The organism is Clostridium sp. 2218st1_F5_2218SCRN_220325, assembly GCF_039062665.1.
Lineage (GTDB): Bacteria > Bacillota > Clostridia > Peptostreptococcales > Peptostreptococcaceae > Intestinibacter.
In genome coordinates this window covers 46112-64996 of record NZ_JBCLNH010000002.1, presented here as the reverse complement: position 1 = coordinate 64996, position 18885 = coordinate 46112, and the positions used below count along the sequence as shown (strand labels likewise).

The window sequence follows — 18885 nt, the reverse complement described above, 5'->3', positions numbered from 1 at the left end:
TGGGAGGATATGCCGATGGGGATGACAATGACACAAAAAATATTAGCAAAACACGCTGGTATGGATGAAGTAAAAAAAGGACAATTAATAGAAGCTAACTTAGATTTAGTTTTAGGAAATGATATAACTACTCCAGTTGCAATAACTGAGTTTAATAAATTAGGAATAGATGAAGTATTTGATAATACTAAAGTCACAATAGTATGTGACCACTTCACACCAAATAAAGATATAAAAAGTGCAGAACAATGTAAAGTTGCTAGAACTTTTGCAAGAGGAAAAGAAGTCGTAAACTATTTTGATGTTGGTCAAATGGGAATAGAACATTGCTTATTACCAGAAAAGGGATTAGTAACAGCAGGTGATGTAGTAATCGGTGCTGATTCACATACTTGCACATACGGAGCACTTGGTGCATTTTCAACAGGTATAGGTTCGACTGATATGGCAGCTGGCATGGCGACAGGAAAGGCATGGTTTAAGGTACCTGGAGCAATCAAATTTGTTCTAAAAAATAAACCATCTAAATGGATAAGTGGTAAAGATATAATCTTACACATAATCGGCGAAATCGGAGTTGATGGAGCTAGATATATGTCGATGGAATTTGTGGGAGATGGTGTGCAACACTTATCAATGGATGACAGATTTACAATATGTAACATGGCTATAGAAGCAGGGGCTAAAAACGGAATATTCCCTGTTGATGAAAAAACTAAAGAATATATAAACTCACATCCATGTAAAACAATAGAAAAAACACCAACTGTATATGAAGCAGATGAAGATGCTGAGTACGACAGAGTAATTGAAATAGACTTAAGCGGGTTAAGACCGACAGTAGCATTTCCACATCTACCAGAAAACACAAAAACTACTGACGAAATAACTGAAGATATAAAAATTGATCAAGTTGTAATCGGCTCATGTACAAACGGTAGAATTGAAGATATGAGAATTGCTGCCGAAATAATGAAAGGTAAAAAAGTTGCTGATGATGTAAGATGTATAGTTTTCCCAGGAACACAAGCAATCTACCTTGAAGCAATAGAAAAAGGATATATAACTGATATGGTACTTGCAGGTGCTGCAATTTCGACACCAACATGTGGCCCATGTTTAGGTGGACATATGGGAATATTGGCAGCAGGCGAAAGAGCAGTATCAACAACAAATAGAAACTTTGTAGGAAGAATGGGACACACAGAATCAGAAGTTTATTTAGCGAGTCCAGCAGTTGCTGCTGCATCTGCAATAACAGGAAAAATATCATCACCAAGTGAAGTTTGTGGAGGGGAAAAATAATATGTTAGCAAGTGGAAAAGTTTTTAAATACGGAGATAATATAGATACAGATGTAATCATACCAGCGAGATACTTAAATACTCCTGATATGAAAGAATTAGCATCTCACTGTATGGAGGATGTAGATAAAGAATTTGCTCAAAAAGTAGAAGAAGGAGACATCATAGTAGCAAACAAAAACTTTGGGTGTGGTTCATCAAGAGAACACGCTCCAATAGCGATAAAAGAAAGTGGAATATCTTGTGTAATAGCATCAACTTTCGCTAGAATATTTTATAGAAATGCAATAAACATAGGTCTTCCAATACTTGAATGTGACGAAGCAGCAAAAGGAATTGAAGAAGGCGACAAAGTTGAAATTGACTTCAATACAGGTGTAATAAAAAACATAACAAAAAACGAAACTTATCAAGCAGAACCATTCCCAGAATTTATGCAAAATATAATTCAAAATGGCGGCTTAATTAAATCAATAGAAAAAAATAAATAAAATATACTACAAACATAAAAATAAATTATCAAATATAAGATAATAAATTAGTAAATATACTTGTAGAAATAAATTATATAAATAAATTAAAAATAATAAAAATATAAGGGAAAAGAAGTCAACTAGGGGGATTATTATAGATGGATTTTAATATAGCAGTAATAAAAGGGGACGGTGTCGGTCCAGAAATAGTAAACGAAGGATTAAAAGTTTTAGACAAAATAGCTCAAAAATATAATCATAAATTTAAATATACAAATGTATTAGGCGGTGGTGCAGCAATTGATGAAACAGGAGAACCACTACCAAAAGAATCGCTAGATATATGCAAAGCAAGTGATGCAGTTTTATTAGGTGCAGTTGGTGGACCAAAATGGGACAATATAGACAGCGAAAGAAGACCAGAAAAAGGTCTATTAGCTCTTAGATCTGGTCTTGGATTATTTGTAAATTTAAGACCAGCAACAATGCACGAAAGTATTAAAGAAGCATCTCCACTTAGAGCTGACATAGTAGAAAGAGGTATAGATTTTGTCGTTGTAAGAGAACTTACAGGAGGAATCTATTTTGGAGAAAGAAAAACAGGAATAGAAGATTGCATTGAGTTTGCATATGATGTTGAAAAATACGACGAAAACGAAATAAGAAGAATAGGCAAAAAGGCTTTTGAAACAGCAATGATAAGAAATAAAAAATTAACTTGTGTAGATAAAGCCAACGTTCTTGATAGCTCTAAATTATGGAGAAAAATTTTAAATGAATTATCAAAAGAATATCCAGAAGTCGAATTATCATATATGTATGTAGATAATGCAGCTATGCAATTAATAAAAGACCCTTCTCAATTTGATGTTATAGTAACTAATAACATATTTGGAGATATAATATCAGATGAGGCATCAATGATAACTGGCTCTATTGGGATGTTACCATCAGCATCTGTCAGAGAAGACGACTTCGGGATGTATGAGCCAATTCATGGTAGTGCACCTGATATAGCAGGTCAAAACATAGTAAACCCAATAGCTACAATATTATCAGTGGCTATGATGCTTAGATATAGTTTTAAATTAGAAGAAGAAGCAAAAGCAATTGAAGATGCAGTTGAAAATGTCTTAAATGCAGGATATAGAACAAAAGACATCTACAATGGTGTTGGAGAAGTAGTTGGAACAAAAGAAATGGGCGATTTAATAGCGAAGCAAATATAATAAATCAAATTTAATTATATTTAATATAAATAACTCATAAATATTATGATTAAAGTAAATAAACGAAACTAAAATCCATAAAGTCTATATACAGACTTTATGGATTTTAGTTTTTAATAAAAAAAAATCACCCTTGAGGTGATTGATTAAAATAAAAAATACATATTATAAGACAGGGTTATTTTTCTATTCTATCTTTTGGGGAAAGTAGAATATGAATTAAGTTATAGAAAAATAAAAAAAGCCAAAAGACTACAAAGTCTTCTGACTTGGTTTGCATGTTTTCAAACATATTTTATCAATAACTTAATTTATACTTAAATTGTATAGAAGAATGCAAACTATGTCAATTAAAATTGGAAAAATATTTAAAAATATTTGTGAATATGGAAGTACATAAGCAATATAGGACTGCAAAAAAGTGAAATTTATCTATTTGTTGACAATAAAAAAATATAGTGCTACTATTTAACTAAATTAACCACAAAAATATAAATTATGAAATTAAACCACGAAGGCTTAGAAGTTCTTTGAGAACTATATGTTTTTGTGGTTTTTTAAATTATAAGGAAATTATACATTATCTGGTTTGTGGATAATGTATAATTTCCAACTTATTAACTTAAGCAACGGAATCTTTGATTCGTTGGCGATATGAACGAAGTGAATTTTTTTAATGCTAATTTTAAGGAGATGGTATTTATGCATATGGCAGACGCTTTATTATCACCAGCAGTTGGTGGAGTTATGTGGGTAGCTGCAGCAGGAACATTGGCTTATTCTGCAACAAAATTATCAAAAGGTGATTTAGAAGATCTAGACAACCCTAAGTCAATTAGTTTTGATAAAAAAATACCTTTAATGGGGGTACTTGGAGCATTTGTATTTGCATCACAAATGATAAACTTCACAATTCCAGGTACAGGCTCAAGTGGACATATTGGAGGCGGAATTTTATTAGCATCATTATTAGGTCCTGAGGCAGGATTTTTGACAATAGCTTCCGTATTAGTAATTCAATGTTTATTCTTTGCTGATGGAGGACTTTTAGCTCTCGGCTGCAACATGATTAATATGGGATTTTTTGCATGCTTTATAGGATTTCCATTTATATATAAAAAAATCTTAAAAAATGGATTTACTCCTACAAAAATCATGATTGCATCCATAATTTCAGTTGTAATTTCACTTCAACTTGGAGCATTTGGAGTAGTTTGTGAGACAATGTTATCAGGTGTAACAGAACTTCCATTTAGTACTTTTGTGATTCTAATGCAACCAATACATTTAGCAATAGGTTTAGTTGAAGGAATCTTAACAGGATGCGTACTTATATTTATTTATAATGCAAAACCAGAACTACTTATTGGATATGATGGAAGTAGTGTAAAAGAAAATGTGAGTGTTAAAAAAGTTGCTTTAGTTTTAGTAGTTGTAGCAGCTTTAATAGGTGGAGGATTATCTTTATTTGCATCAGCAAATCCTGATGGGCTTGAATGGTCAATACAAAAAGTAACAGGAAGTACTGAGTTAGATAGAAGTAATAATGTATCAAAAACACTTGAATCAGTACAAGAAAGTACAGCGTTTTTACCAGACTATGCATTTAAATCAGACGCAGAAAATACTGCAGGGACTAGTGTTTCTGGTATAGTTGGTTCAGCTATAACACTTGGACTAGCTGCATTAATTGGATTTGGAGCAAGTAAGGTTAAAAAAACTTCAGATAATAACACTAAAAAACATGCTTAGTAAAATATAAGGAGATGCTTTAAATGTCTAGTTTGAGTGAGTCTATATATAAATTGAATAAAATTGATGATTTGGGAAAACAAAAGAGTATTATACATGGCATAAACCCTGTTGCAAAACTAATAATAACTATATTATACATAGTATTTGTAGTGTCTTTTCCAAAATACAATATTTCAGGATTGCTTCCATTTATAATTTACCCAATACTGATAATATATTTAGCTGATATACCTCTAAAATTAGTTCTTAAAGCATCTCTTATAGGTTTACCAGTCATAATAGGATTAGGCGTTTTTAACTTAATCTTTGAAAGAACAGTAGCATTTTATTTTGGAATCGTTCCTATAACATTAGGGGCGATTTCGCTTATATCATTATTTATAAAAGGGATGCTCACTATTACTGCGGGTATTTTGCTTATTTGCACAACCGGAATAGAAGGTCTTGCAAAATCTCTTAGAGATATAAAAGTACCAAAAGTTTTTACAAATCAAATAGTGTTTATGTACAGATATATATTTGTGCTTATAGAGTCAGTTAGTGAAGTATATAATGCATATATGTTAAGAGCTCCAAACCAAAAGGGAATAAACTGTAGACTATGGGGTTCGCTTTTAGGTCATTTATTACTTAGAAGTTTTTCGAGAGCAGATAGAATATACAACGCTATGATTTTGAGAGGGTTTGATGGAGAATATGTTACATTTACTAATGAAAAAATGCTACTAAAAGATTATTTATATATGTTATTTTGGATTTTATTTTTTATAATAATTAAATTTATAAATATAGCATTATTTATAGGAAGTTTAGTTGTGAATATTTTATAAAAATCGAGATAGGAAGTCTATACAATGAGAGATATTAGTATTGAAATTAAAAATTTATATTATAAATATCCAGATGGTTATGAAGCATTAAAACATATAGATTTAACTTTATATAAAGGTGAATCGCTTGGTATTGTGGGACCAAATGGAGCAGGAAAATCCACTTTATTACTTCAACTAACTGGGATAAATAGACCATCAAGTGGAAAAATAGAAATTAATTCATTGGAAGTAAATAAAAAAAATCTATCGCAAATTAGAAAAGATATTGGATTTGTATTTCAAAATCCAGAAGATCAACTTTTTACAACAAGTATATACGAAGATGTAGCTTTTGGCCCTAAAAATTATAAATTGAGCAGAGAAGAAGTCGATAAAAGAGTTACGGAGTCACTAAAAAAGGTCGGAATATTAGAATTAAAAAATAGGGCTCCATATAGATTATCAGGAGGACAAAAAAACTTAGCCGCTATTGCAACAGCTATATCAATGAACCCATCAATACTTATAATGGATGAGCCAACCTCTGCACTAGACCCAAAAGCGAGAAGAAATTTAATAAATCTTTTAAATAGTTTTGATTATACAAAAGTAATAGCTAGTCATGATTTGGACATGATATTAGATACTTGTGATAGAACAGTTGTATTAAAAGAGGGGCAAATATTTGCTGATGGAAATACACAAGATATACTACTAGATAATGATTTAATGCAAGAGTGTGATTTAGAATTGCCGCTATCGTGCCAAAAGAGAAATTTTAATTGTAAAATAAATTTTTGATATAACAAAATGGAATATTAAAAACTAAAATTATATTGTAGAATGATATATGAACAAGTATTCATTTAATGATATTATATGGTAATACCATTAATAAAAGATAAATCTAATTTGTGGGAATAAAAGGAGGATATATATGGCAGTAACACAAATGACAGAGGGTAATATCTCGAAACAACTTGTATTATTTGCAATTCCTATTTTAATTTCAAATCTATTCCAACAACTATATAACACAGTAGATACGGCAATAGTTGGACGATTTGTAGGTGCTAATGCTTTAGCCGCAGTTGGAACATGTAACTTAGTAGTTGTATTTATGATTTACTTCTTTATTGGACTATCCAATGGATCTAGTATTGTTTTATCACAATGTTTTGGGGAAAGTGATGAAGAAAAAGTATCAAAAACAGTACATACAACAATGGGACTTAGTTTTATATCAGGGATAATTTTAATGGTAGTTGGTTTATTAAGTGCAGAAACTATTCTAAAACTTATGAACACACCAGAAAATGTAATTGGTCATGCAGTTACATACATTAAAGTTTATTTCTTGAGTATGATACCTATGATGATTTTCAATATGGGAACAGGAATATTGAGAGCTATGGGTGATAGCAAGACTCCACTTTATTACTTAGGGGCTGCTGGAGTTTTAAATATCATCTTAGACTTAGTATTTATAATAGTATTTAATATGGGCGTAATGGGGGCTGCATTAGCGACGACATTATCACAAACTTTATCAGCAATTTTAATAATGAGAAAATTATTAACTACTGATGAAATTTATAAACTTCATTTAAACAAAATAAAAATAGACAAAGAAATCTTAAAAAGAATATTATTAATTGGGATACCAACAGGTCTACAATCTGTATTAGTTTGTTTCTCAAATATAATAGTTCAATCAAAAGTAAATCTATTTGGATTAGACGTAATGGCTGCACTTACAGTATATTACAAAGTAGAAGGATTTATTTATATGCCAATTGAAGCATTAGCAATGGCTGCAAGTAACTTTATAGGACAAAATATTGGGGCAAAAAATGTTGATAGAGTTAAAAAAGGTAAATCTTTAAGCATGAAAATGTGTGTAGGAATGACAGTATTAATTGGTGGAATAATAATGTTATTTAAAACTCCTATATTACACATATTCACAGAAGAAAAAGAAGTAGTAAAATACGGTTCACAATTTATAATGTTTATCGTACCACTTTACTTTATATATGCAATGAACCAAATATTATCAGGTGTGCTTAGAGGCGCAGGAAAGACTTTTGTACCTATGATAATAGGTCTTGTATGTATGTGCGGATTTAGAGTAGGTTGGCTTGTTGTTATGATGGGAATTGTGAAAGATGTAAGAATAGTATATGCAAGTTATCCACTAACATGGATACTTACTAATATAGCAATGAGTATTTACTACTATAAAAGCAGTTGGATAAAAAAGACTACTGTTGAAAGAGTTGAAATGGTATAAAGGGATTAAAATAATATAAAAACCTACATTGCGAAGATAGTATATTTTTAAAATGATAAATAAAATGGAAAAAACTTGAAATTATTAAAGTGGTTTGTTATAATTTTACAGTACACATATTTATATTAGATTATATTAAAATAAAATACTTTAACTGAGAATAAAATTATGAAAATTTTACAATGCAAAGATGCATATTTGTTTGTGCATACTTTGCTATGCAAATTTTCATAATTTTTTTTTGCGTAAAAAAGGGGAGGAAAATTTAAATGAAACTAAAAAAATTAAAAAAGGTTTTAGCTCTGTCGCTTAGTGCACTTATATGCATGTCGGCAGTAGGATGCAGCAGTAGTAGTGCAGGGGAAGGTACTGAAAATAAAGATCAAATAGTATACGCTTGTACAAAAGATATTAGGGATATAAATCCACATCTTTATGGTGGAGAAATGTCAGCACAAAACATGGTATTTGAATCTTTAGTAAAAGAAACTGAAAAAGGTATAGAGCCATGTCTAGCTGAAAGTTGGGAAATATCAGATGATGGAAAAGAATATACTTTCTACTTAAGAAAAGACGTTAAATTTACTGATGGGGAAAAATTTAATGCAGAAGCAGTAAAATTAAACATGGATGCTATAGTATCTAATATAGAAAGACATTCTTGGTTAGATATGGTTAATGAAATTGAAGAAAATGTTGTTGTAGATGAATATACATTCAAACTAGTATTAAAACACGCATATTATCCAACATTAACAGAACTAGCTTTAGTTCGTCCTTTCAGAATGATATCACCTAAATGTTTTATTGATGGTGAAACTAAAAACGGTGTAAATGGATATGCAGGAACAGGTCCATATGTATTATCTGAACATAAAGAAAATGAATATGCAATATTTGACACTAACGAAGATTATTGGGGAGAAAAACCAAAAGTAAAAGAAGTTAAATGGAGAGTTATGCCAGATGCTCAAACAATATTAATGGCACTTGAAAAAGGTGAAGTTGACTTATTATATGGAGCTGATGGTGACCAAATCGATATGGATTCATACAAAAAATTAGAATCTGAAGGAAAATACGTAACAGATATGAGTGATCCAGTAGCATCAAGAGCTATATTATTAAATGCTCACCAAGATATAACTGGAGATAAAAAAGTAAGACAAGCTTTACAATATGCTATAAATAAACAAGCTATAGTAGACGGTGTATTAAATGGTACAGAAGAAGTTGCTGATACATTAATGGCAAAAACAGTTCCTTACTGTGATATAGACTTAGAAGTTCGTTCTTATGACAAAGAAAAAGCTGGTGAATTATTAGATAAAGCTGGATGGAAAATGGGAGATGACGGATATAGATATAAAGATGGTAAAAAATTTGAGATAACTATATACTACAATTCAGATAACTCTCAAGAAGGAACAATCAGTGAGTATATGCAATCTGACTTAAAAGCAATAGGTGTAAAACTTAATATAGTTGGAGAAGAAAAACAATCATTCTTAGATAGACAAAAAAGTGGTGACTTCGATTTACAATACTCTTTATCTTGGGGTACACCATATGACCCTCAATCTTACTTATCTTCTTGGAGAATACCAGCACATGGTGACTACCAAGCTCAAGTAGGTATGGAAAAGAAAGAATGGGTTGACCAAACTATAACTGACTTAATGATAGAACCAAGTGAAGAAAAGCGTACAGAAATGTATAAAGAAGTACTTACTTATATACATGATGAAGCAGTTTATATACCAATAAGTTATTCAAGAACAAAAGCAGTTCATACAAAAGCTTTAAAAGGTGTAACATTTAACCCATCACAATATGAAATACCATTTGAAAAAATGTATTTTGAACAAGACTAAAAAACACAGTATTAAATGCTACGAAGAAGGGATTTTTATAATCCCTTCTATTTATTACTTAGAAAAATTAGATATATTATGGAAAGGGATAATATGAGAGATTACATATTAAAAAGATTAGCAACAGTAATACCTATCTTAATAGGAATTTCATTTTTATCGTTTGCTCTTATAAGTCTAAGTCCTAGTAATCCTGCTGAGGTTGCACTTCGTGTAAATGAAATCGTTCCAACAGAAGAAGCAGTAAGGGCTATGGAAGAACAATTGGGAACTAATAAACCTTATATAGAAAGGTATGTAACATGGTTAACTGATAGTTTACAAGGGGATTTTGGCAATAGTTACGTTAATAATAAACCAGTTGCAACTTTAATAGGACAAGCTATTCCTAATACTATAAAATTAGCTTTTGTAGCATTATTAATTACAATAGTTTTTAGTGTATTAGTAGGAATACTTTGTGCTGTATATGAAGGGTCATTTGGAGATAAATTAGCAAGAGCGTTAGTCTTTGTTGGAACAGCTATGCCAAGTTTTTGGGTAGGGCTTTTATTAATATGGATTTTTTCAGTAAAACTGAATTTATTCCCAACTAGTGGTATGGAAAGACCTAGCTCTATAGTTCTTCCAGCTATAACCTTGGCACTTGCTTACATTTCAACTTATGTAAGACTTATAAGAAATAACATGGTCCAAAATAAACATGAAAACTATGTTTATTATGCTAGGATAAGAGGACTTAAAGAAACAACTATAATAAAACATATATTTAAAAACTCTTTACAATCATCTTTAACAGCTTTAGGTATGTCTATTCCAAAGCTTATAGCAGGTACAGTAGTAGTAGAAAATATATTTGCATGGCCTGGAGTTGGTAGAGTATGTGTAGATGCAATATTCAATCGTGATTTTCCAGTAATACAAGCATATATACTTTTAATGGCAGTATTATTCGTAATATGTAACTTATTAGTAGATATTTTATCTGTGGCTATTGACCCTAGAATAAGAAAGGAGTAAAGAGATGTCAGTATTAAAACGATTATTTTCAGATAAAATAGCAGTATTTTGTATGGTAGTGATAGCAGCAGTTGTTATAGTTGCTATAGGAGCTCCTGTTTTAGCTCCACACGACCCAGCAGAAATTGATGTAACAAATAAATTTGCAGCTATGTCTGCTGCATATCCTCTAGGAACAGACCAATTAGGAAGATGTATGTTGTCTAGAATGATGTATGGAGCGAGAACAACTATATTTGTATCATTATATACAATGGCAATTACTATATTTATCGGAAGTGTATTAGGTATTATATCAGGATTCTTTAGAGGTTGGGTAGATGAAGTTATAATGAGAATTTGTGACATAATGCTATCTTTTCCAAGTGAAGTGATGATTCTTTCTATAATAGGGGTTTTGGGAATAGGTATGAAAAACCTTGTTATAGCGACAATTATAGCAAAATGGGCATGGTATACACGAATGATAAGATCTATAGTTATACAATATAATGACAAAAACTATATAAGATTTTCAAAAGTTGCAGGGTGTAGTACTTGGCATATTATAACAAAACACATATTACCAGCGACATTAGGTGAAATTGCAGTTCTTGCTACATTAGATATAGGTGGAATCATACTTAATATATCAGCTATGTCATTTTTGGGTCTTGGAGTCCAACCACCTACAGCTGAGTGGGGAATGATGCTAAATGAGGCGAAAACTGTACTTATGTTACATCCAAGTCAAATGATGATACCTGGTGTGGCTATATTAATAGTTGTAGCAGTATTTAATTTCTTTGGAGATTGTCTACAAGATGCATTCAATCCAAAACATTCAAGTTATAAGAAAAAGGTGGTGAATGAATAATGAATTTGTTAGAAGTGAAAGATTTGACTATAACTGATTCAAAAAATGGAGAAGTAGTTGTTGAGAAAAATAATTTTATATTAAAAAAGAATTCTTGTCTTGGAATAGTCGGAGAGAGTGGTAGCGGAAAATCCATGACAGTAAAAGCTATATTAGGTCTTACTAATCCTTGGCTTAAAATAACAGGGAGTGCTTTATTTGATGGACAAGAGTTAGTTGGATTAAAAGGTAATACATTAAGAAAAATAAGAGGAAAAAGAATATGTATGATACCTCAAGACGCTATGACTTCATTTGACCCACTTTATACAATTGGATACCAAATGATAGAGACATTTGTAGAAAATTTAGGTTTATCAAAAGAAGAAGCTAAAAATTTAGCTATAAGTTCCTTAGAAAAAATGTTAATTAGAGAACCAGAACAAGTTATATTAAAATATCCTCACCAAATTTCAGGCGGAATGTTACAAAGATGTATGATTGCTATAGCTTTAGCAATGAAACCAGATATAATAATTGCTGATGAACCAACGACTGCATTGGATTCAATAAATCAAAAGGAAGTCGTAGAGGAATTTATAAGACTTAGAGAACTTACTCAAACATCGCTTATTTTTATATCACATGACTTAGGTGTTGTTCAGCATTTAGCGACAGATATTTTGGTTATGAAAGACGGAATTTGTGTTGAAAGTGGACCTGCACAAAAAGTATTTAGAAATCCAGAAAATGAATATACTAAGTACTTAATAGACACTCGTATTCATCTTACAGAATCATTTATACAATCTATGAAAAAAGAGGAGGTAATGTAAGATGATAGAAGTCAAAGGAGTTCATAAAAGCTATTCTAAAATAGGTGGAGGATTTTTCAAAAAAGATAAATTACATGTATTAAAGGGAATAGACTTTGAAATAGAAGAAGGCCAATGCATAGGATTAATTGGGGAGAGTGGAAGTGGTAAAAGTACACTAAGTCGTTTAATTTTAGGTCTTGAAAAACCAAATGAAGGTTCTATTACTATAGAAGGAAAAAATGTTAAATCATGGATAAAAGAAAATCCAGGGAAAATGACTGTAGTATTTCAGGATTATACATCATCTGCAAATCCTAAATTTACAATAAAACAAGTTATTGCAGAACCACTAGTTGCCTTACGTCAAACTGAAAATTTAGATAATGTAGTTGTAGAATTACTTGAAAAAGTAGGACTATCAGCAAATTTAATACATAGATATCCTTATGAATTAAGTGGTGGCCAATTACAACGTGTATGCATAGCAAGAGCTATAGCTACAAAACCTAAAATTTTGGTATTAGATGAGGCGATAAGTGCATTAGATGTATCTATACAAGCCCAAGTCTTAGATCTGTTAAAAGACTTGAAAAAAGAATTGGATATGACATATTTATTTATTGCGCATGACTTACAAGCAGTTGCCAATTTATGTGATGAAGTTTTATTTTTATATCAAGGAAATATAGTAGAAAAGATTTCAAGTGATAGATTAGCATTTGCAGAAAATGAATATGCTCAAAGGCTTCTAAACTCTGTAATACCATTTAAAATAAGTTAATTATATTTTTATAATTTGATAAATAAAACTAGCTTGTATAAAACAATACAGGCTAGTTTTATTTTATACAAATTTTTATATAGTTAGAATTTAAAATTTGTCAATATAGCAAAAAATATCTATTTGTGTAATAATATAAATTAGAAAATAAAAGAGAGAGAGTTGATAAAAAATATGGCGAAAACCATAAAAGCAAGAAACTTAAGTTTAGCACTAAGATATATAGTTGATAACTTTGGAAAAAATACACTTTTAAATCCCGGAAAGGTAGAAGCTATTTTAACAGATTTAATTCCTCAATCTGAAATTGAGATAAATTGGATAATAGATTCGATTAATTCAGGAATTATGAAAGTCTTTGTTGAAGGAAAGAGCTCAGATGACCAAAGTAGACAAGAAATTTTAGGAAAGGCAACAGAAATATTTGAAAAATATTATATTACTGGTCTAAGAAAGGACTATATTCTAGATAATATATCGTATGCTTTAGGTTGGAGTGATATAGAAATAGATAACTTAAGTGAATATGAAGTAAAAAGAAATGAAAAAATATCACAAGATAAATCTATACAAAGCAAACAATCAATATTAGCTGAAGATATAGCAAGTAGTGAAGAAATTCATAACATACAAGAAGATGAACTAGCTTATGATGATGAAGACGAAGAATATTATGATGAGGATGATTATCCACAAGGTAAAAAGAAAAGTAAGCTGAGATTTTTATGGATTTTATTAATACCAATATTATTAGTAGCAGGATATTTTGGATATAAATTATTATCAGACCCAGGAGATGTAAGTGTATCGAATATAGAATTTAGTGAAAAATACGAATTACAAAATGATATATATACATTTGATGAAGGAAAAGATGTTACATTAACAGTTACACTAGAAGGCAGTAAATCTGGTAAAATAGACGAAAAAAAGGTATCTTACGCATTAGATGATCCATCTATTTGTACTTATAGAAAAATCGCATATAATAAATGTGAATTGATAAGAATGTCAAATGGAAATACGACGATAAATGTATATTACGGTGGAGAAAAAATAGAAAGTATAGATATAGGCTTTAGTGATATTAATGGAGATAGCGACGAAAATAATGCTATAGCTATAGACAAAATCCAAGTAACTAATATGGAAAAAGAAAACAGCGGATATATATTAAAACTAAATAACGAAGCTGAAATATCAGTAACTTTAAAAGGCAAAGATATAAATAATGATTTATTATCTTACTCAATTGATGACACTAGTTTAGCTAATATATCTGGATACCAAAATAAATGCAAAATATCAGCTAAAGAAGAAGGTTCTACTACTCTTAGAATATTATATAATAGAGATGAAATATACAATATTAATATAATTATACAAAAAGACGACAATAATGAAAATTTAAATTTAAATAGTCAAGTTGATACAGTTATAAAAGAGTACTGGGCTAATTATGCAAATGCATCAAATAAAGGAGATATATCTTATTTACAAAACTTTATAACTCCAGAAGGTGAATTACATAATGAATTAGTTAATACACTTGCTCAAAGCTCAAACAAAACTACAGAAGTTATCGGATATACTAAAGATAACATGAAAGATGAAGGCGGAAAGTATAGAGTAGGCATAATCGTTCAAAGTAACATAAAAGAAGGCGAAATAACTAAATCTAGAAAAGAATATATGGAATTTATCGTTATACAAGAAAATGGTCAATGGCTTATAGATAAAGTTGAGAATAAACAAGTAAGAGAAGAAAAACAAATATAAAAATAAATATAATAAATAAAATATTACTTTCTTATAAATGATATAATTGTGTTATAAAATGAATAAAATTTCTATATATTTTAAAAAGAATAATTACTTAAGAGGGTGAAAATATGTCAGTAACAAGACGAGGTTTAATCTGGGAAATTCTTAATTCGTGGTGGATTGTACTTTCATGCATGGGATTTTCTTTTGCATCATTCATATATATAGGAACAAAGGCTAGGACAACTAAATGGAAGGTAGCAGGAGTATTATACTTATTAGTAGGTATTTTATCTATATTTTTCATTGTATCAGATCCTATTAGTTTTGCATCAACTGTTGCAGTTTTAGTATGGTTGGTGAGTTTATTAGTAGGTGTTATTCACTCATTTTTAGTGAGAAGAGAATACTTAATAAGAAGAGATTATATTCTTACCAATGGAATAGAAGATAAAGATTTAGACAAAATCAGAGAAGATGTGAGAAGACATTACAAAGGAAAAGATTATATAAAAGGTAGTGGAAATGATACACATTTAGATAGCACATACCACTCAAATATGGAGTATAGAGACTACGATACAATTTCAAATAATCCAAGTGATAGTTTATTTGAAAATGAAAATTATGATGAAACTTTTGAACAAGATCATCATAACTTCCATAGTAGTGACTATATATCTTATAATAAAACTACAGAGTATCAAAGTGTAGATGACAACAATATAAATATAAACTTTTGCCCAAAGGAAGATTTATTAAAACTTCCTGGAGTAAATGAACAAACTGCAAACAGAGCAATTTCACTTAGAGAAATGTTAGGTGGGTTCAATTCAGTACAAGAATTTATCGACATGGTACATATTGAATCACAATATTCTAATCAAATAAGAGAAATGGCTACAGTAAAAGACCAAAATATCTATTTAAGAAAATAATAAATTGCAATATATAAATAGGCTCAACTTATTAAAAAGTTGGGCTTATTTTTGTATATAATAGAAAATATAGGAGGTGAAGATTTTGTTAAATGGAATTAGTGCTGTGACAACAGGTCAAATACATATAAATCAGGGGAGAGAATGTGAAGATTATACAGAATTGGATTTAGAGAGAAAAGATTATGTTATGACGGCGGTGGCAGATGGACATAGCTCTCAAAAGCATTTTAGAAGTGATAGAGGGTCACAATTTGCAGCAGAGGCAGCAAAGGAAAGTATTTATGAATATATGAATGACTATAATAGATTTGTTGAAGCTTATAATTATGATAAACAATATCTTATAAATAGAATCATAAAAATGACAATATCAAAATGGCATATAAAAATAAATGAAGATGTAGATATGAACCCAATTACACAAAATGAAATAGATAAATACTTAGATAATGATTTTGATATTGAAAACATATCTTCTATTTATGATACTACGCTGGCTGTAGGTGTTATGAGTCAAGAATGTAGTTTTGGATTTTTAATTGGAGATGGAAGTTTTGTAGTAATAGATAAAAATGGGAAGATGAATACACCTATAGATAATATAGAAAATAGAAATTATAAAAAAACATTAAGTGATGATGAAGCATATAATAACTTTACTACATATTTTTCTGATGAAATGCCTTTTGCGATTATGATATCAACATCAGGTCTTTATAACTCATTTATAGATAAGAAAGATTTTTTAGATTATAATTATTCGATAGCAACTGAGTTAGGTTCTTTAAATACAATTGATGATAAAATAAATATGGAAGAAAAACTAGGAGAGCAGTTTGAAGAAAAATCAAAACAAGGAAGTCAAGACGATATCTCCATGTCGATTATTTTTAATAGTGATAATTATGACGGAATTATAAAAAATCTTGAAAATATGAAAAAAATACAAGAAATAGATAACGAAATAAATTATTCAAAAGAAAAGATAAAAATATTTGAATTAAATAATGAGCAGATTTTGAGTCAAAAAAACGAAAACAATGAAAATATAGAAAAGTTAGCCAGTGAAAAACAAGAGTTAGAAAAGTTAAATATAGATTTAAAAGAGCAAAAACATCTATTAGAAGAACAAATAAAAAAGATACAAGAAGAATTGAGTAAGATAACATCTCAAGAAGAACATATAGACAGTAGAAAAATGGAAATAGACTCATTACTAGAAAAGTACAAAACAATAGATAAAGAAAAAGAAGAAGAACTGAATAAAAATATTGAGGATAAGCGAAGAGAAGAAGAACACATAAAATTAAAAGAAGAGGAAAAGAAATATCTTCAACTTTAGAAATTGATTTAAATATAAAAGAAAAATAAGGGCAGGAGGTGGAGCTGATGGATAGTGAAAAAAGAACAGATGAATTTGATAATGATAAACAAACTGATAGATTAGAAAATAATGAAATAACAAACGAAGAAATTATTTATGTAGATGATTTGGATGATGATTACTTATATATAAATAAAAATAATCAAGAAGAAATAAACGAAAAAGAAGAAGTAAAAGAAGAAAAGAAAAGTAAGATTTCGATTGATGATATTATAAATGGGCAAAAAGCTAAAAAGATGGAAAAATTGCAACAACAAAGGCAATGGGGAATAGATTTAGAGATAAATACATTATCTATTGAGAAATCAGAAACCACAGATATAGATCTAAAACTTGATTTTAATAACTTAAATGATGTTAAAAAAGAAAAAAATATAGATAAAGAAAATCAAATTAATAATATACATGAAACTAATAATATCAATAAAGAAAAACAAGAAACTTACATATATGAAAACACGAAATTTAGCAATCTTAGTGAAAAATTAAATCTCTGTATTCAAGTATGCAAATTATTTGAAGACATTCATAAACAAGAAAAGTGCTTTAATTCTATAACATTAAATGATATTGTTATAACTCCTCAAAATGAGTGTAAGATAAAAAATACAGAAAAGATAGTTGAACAAAACGCTTATAATTATGACATTAATTATGAAAAAACTTCTGCTCCAGAAATATTAAACAATAAAAGTAGAGCCAATATAAATACTGACAGGCATAGTTTAGCGTTTTTATTATTTGAGATTTTATTTGACAGTAATCCATTTGAAGGAAGTAAAGTAATAGATACGGTTTATTATACTAAAAATGACGAATTAAATGCGTATAAAGAGCCGATATTTGTTTATAGCTACAAAGATAAAAGTAATATGCCTGTGCGTGGTATACACTCAAAATTGATAAAAGATTGGAATGAAGTTTATACAGATGATATAAAAATAGTCTTTATCCAAAGTTTTGTTGATGGAATAAATAATCCGGAGTTACGAATATATGAAACTACATTTATCCAAAAGTTAATTAAGTTTAAGGATATTATAGACTTGCCAAATGATAATAATGAGCAAATACTAGAATTTAGTGAAAACTCTATTGAAAATAAAAATAATAATAAATTAGAGAAAAACGAAAACGAAAAAGATTCTAAGCATACAGAAAGAGTTGTAATAGCTGATTCAAATAAGGGATTTGAGGAAAAGAAAAAGATAATAATTATAGATAAAGACAAGGCACAGACACCTGTCAAAAAGCCTAAAGTACAACATCAACTACAAATAACATATTCATATGCAAGTGGAGCAAATGAATATGAAATATTGGATTTACTTCCAGGTACTGAAATTATAAACAGCATAGTTGGATATGAAGATATAAAACCAACGCAATTAATCGGAAAAGTAGTACAAAATGTAAAAAACAGGAGTATATTAGGGCTAAAAAATATATCCAACCATGAGTGGATTGCATCTAAAGGAAGTAGCAAAAATGTTATACCTTCTGGTAAGGTGCTTGTAATTATGGATGGAGTAGAAGTTGACTTTTACCCAGAAAATAGAAGTATTACAAAGACAAAATGGAGTATAGTAAAGCCATAAAATA

16 protein-coding genes are annotated in these 18885 nt (G+C 29.5%); all 16 read left to right on the top strand.

Features of this window, described 5'->3' with window-relative positions; all coding sequences use genetic code 11:
• Positions 1–9: 9 nt before the first annotated feature.
• The 16 genes from leuC to ABCM86_RS01730 all read left to right on the top strand — a co-directional run bounded on the left by leuC (position 10) and on the right by ABCM86_RS01730 (position 18881).
• The gene (leuC, locus tag ABCM86_RS01805) at positions 10–1305 is read left to right on the top strand and encodes a 3-isopropylmalate dehydratase large subunit (RefSeq protein WP_343003350.1); all 1296 of its coding nucleotides are present in this window, start codon (positions 10–12) and stop codon (positions 1303–1305) included.
• A 1-nt stretch (position 1306) separates the two neighbouring features.
• Positions 1307–1795, top strand: coding sequence for a 3-isopropylmalate dehydratase small subunit (gene leuD / locus ABCM86_RS01800; protein ID WP_343003349.1), 489 nt, complete (start codon positions 1307–1309; stop codon positions 1793–1795).
• A 140-nt stretch (positions 1796–1935) separates the two neighbouring features.
• Entirely contained in the window at positions 1936–3006 is a 1071-nt protein-coding gene (gene leuB, locus ABCM86_RS01795; protein WP_295779322.1) for a 3-isopropylmalate dehydrogenase, read from the top strand.
• 702 nt (positions 3007–3708) lie between these two features.
• The gene (locus ABCM86_RS01790) at positions 3709–4758 is read left to right on the top strand and encodes an energy-coupling factor ABC transporter permease (RefSeq protein WP_195929016.1); all 1050 of its coding nucleotides are present in this window, start codon (positions 3709–3711) and stop codon (positions 4756–4758) included.
• Positions 4759–4781: 23 nt separating this feature from the next.
• Positions 4782–5591 (top strand): cobalt ECF transporter T component CbiQ, encoded by an 810-nt coding sequence (gene cbiQ, locus ABCM86_RS01785; RefSeq protein WP_295779351.1) that lies wholly within the window; start codon positions 4782–4784, stop codon positions 5589–5591.
• Positions 5592–5615: 24 nt separating this feature from the next.
• The gene (locus ABCM86_RS01780) at positions 5616–6374 is read left to right on the top strand and encodes an ABC transporter ATP-binding protein (RefSeq protein ID WP_295763168.1); all 759 of its coding nucleotides are present in this window, start codon (positions 5616–5618) and stop codon (positions 6372–6374) included.
• 136 nt (positions 6375–6510) lie between these two features.
• The gene (locus ABCM86_RS01775; protein WP_343003348.1) at positions 6511–7866 is read left to right on the top strand and encodes an MATE family efflux transporter; all 1356 of its coding nucleotides are present in this window, start codon (positions 6511–6513) and stop codon (positions 7864–7866) included.
• Between the two features lie 269 nt (positions 7867–8135).
• A complete protein-coding gene (nikA, locus tag ABCM86_RS01770; protein ID WP_343003347.1) occupies positions 8136–9740 on the top strand; it encodes a nickel ABC transporter substrate-binding protein in 1605 nt (534 codons plus the stop codon).
• Between the two features lie 93 nt (positions 9741–9833).
• Positions 9834–10760: a nickel/cobalt ABC transporter permease gene (opp1B, locus tag ABCM86_RS01765; protein ID WP_343003346.1), complete on the top strand. Its 927-nt coding sequence runs from the start codon at positions 9834–9836 to the stop codon at positions 10758–10760.
• Between the two features lie 4 nt (positions 10761–10764).
• The gene (gene opp1C / locus ABCM86_RS01760) at positions 10765–11616 is read left to right on the top strand and encodes a nickel/cobalt ABC transporter permease (RefSeq protein ID WP_343003345.1); all 852 of its coding nucleotides are present in this window, start codon (positions 10765–10767) and stop codon (positions 11614–11616) included.
• A complete protein-coding gene (locus tag ABCM86_RS01755) occupies positions 11616–12431 on the top strand; it encodes an ABC transporter ATP-binding protein (RefSeq protein WP_343003344.1) in 816 nt (271 codons plus the stop codon). The genes opp1C and ABCM86_RS01755 overlap by 1 nt, the downstream gene beginning before the upstream one ends.
• A 1-nt stretch (position 12432) precedes the next feature.
• On the top strand, positions 12433–13194 hold the full coding sequence (locus ABCM86_RS01750; RefSeq protein WP_343003343.1) for a dipeptide/oligopeptide/nickel ABC transporter ATP-binding protein: 762 nt from the start codon (positions 12433–12435) through the stop codon (positions 13192–13194).
• A 174-nt stretch (positions 13195–13368) separates the two neighbouring features.
• Positions 13369–14973 carry a hypothetical protein gene (locus ABCM86_RS01745; protein WP_337814361.1) on the top strand — a complete coding sequence of 535 codons (1605 nt, stop codon included), beginning with the start codon at positions 13369–13371 and terminating at the stop codon, positions 14971–14973.
• Between the two features lie 113 nt (positions 14974–15086).
• The gene (locus tag ABCM86_RS01740) at positions 15087–15896 is read left to right on the top strand and encodes a helix-hairpin-helix domain-containing protein (RefSeq protein ID WP_343003342.1); all 810 of its coding nucleotides are present in this window, start codon (positions 15087–15089) and stop codon (positions 15894–15896) included.
• An 85-nt stretch (positions 15897–15981) separates the two neighbouring features.
• On the top strand, positions 15982–17241 hold the full coding sequence (locus ABCM86_RS01735) for a protein phosphatase 2C domain-containing protein (RefSeq protein ID WP_343003341.1): 1260 nt from the start codon (positions 15982–15984) through the stop codon (positions 17239–17241).
• A 47-nt stretch (positions 17242–17288) separates the two neighbouring features.
• Entirely contained in the window at positions 17289–18881 is a 1593-nt protein-coding gene (locus tag ABCM86_RS01730; protein ID WP_343003340.1) for a hypothetical protein, read from the top strand.
• Positions 18882–18885 lie beyond the last annotated feature (4 nt).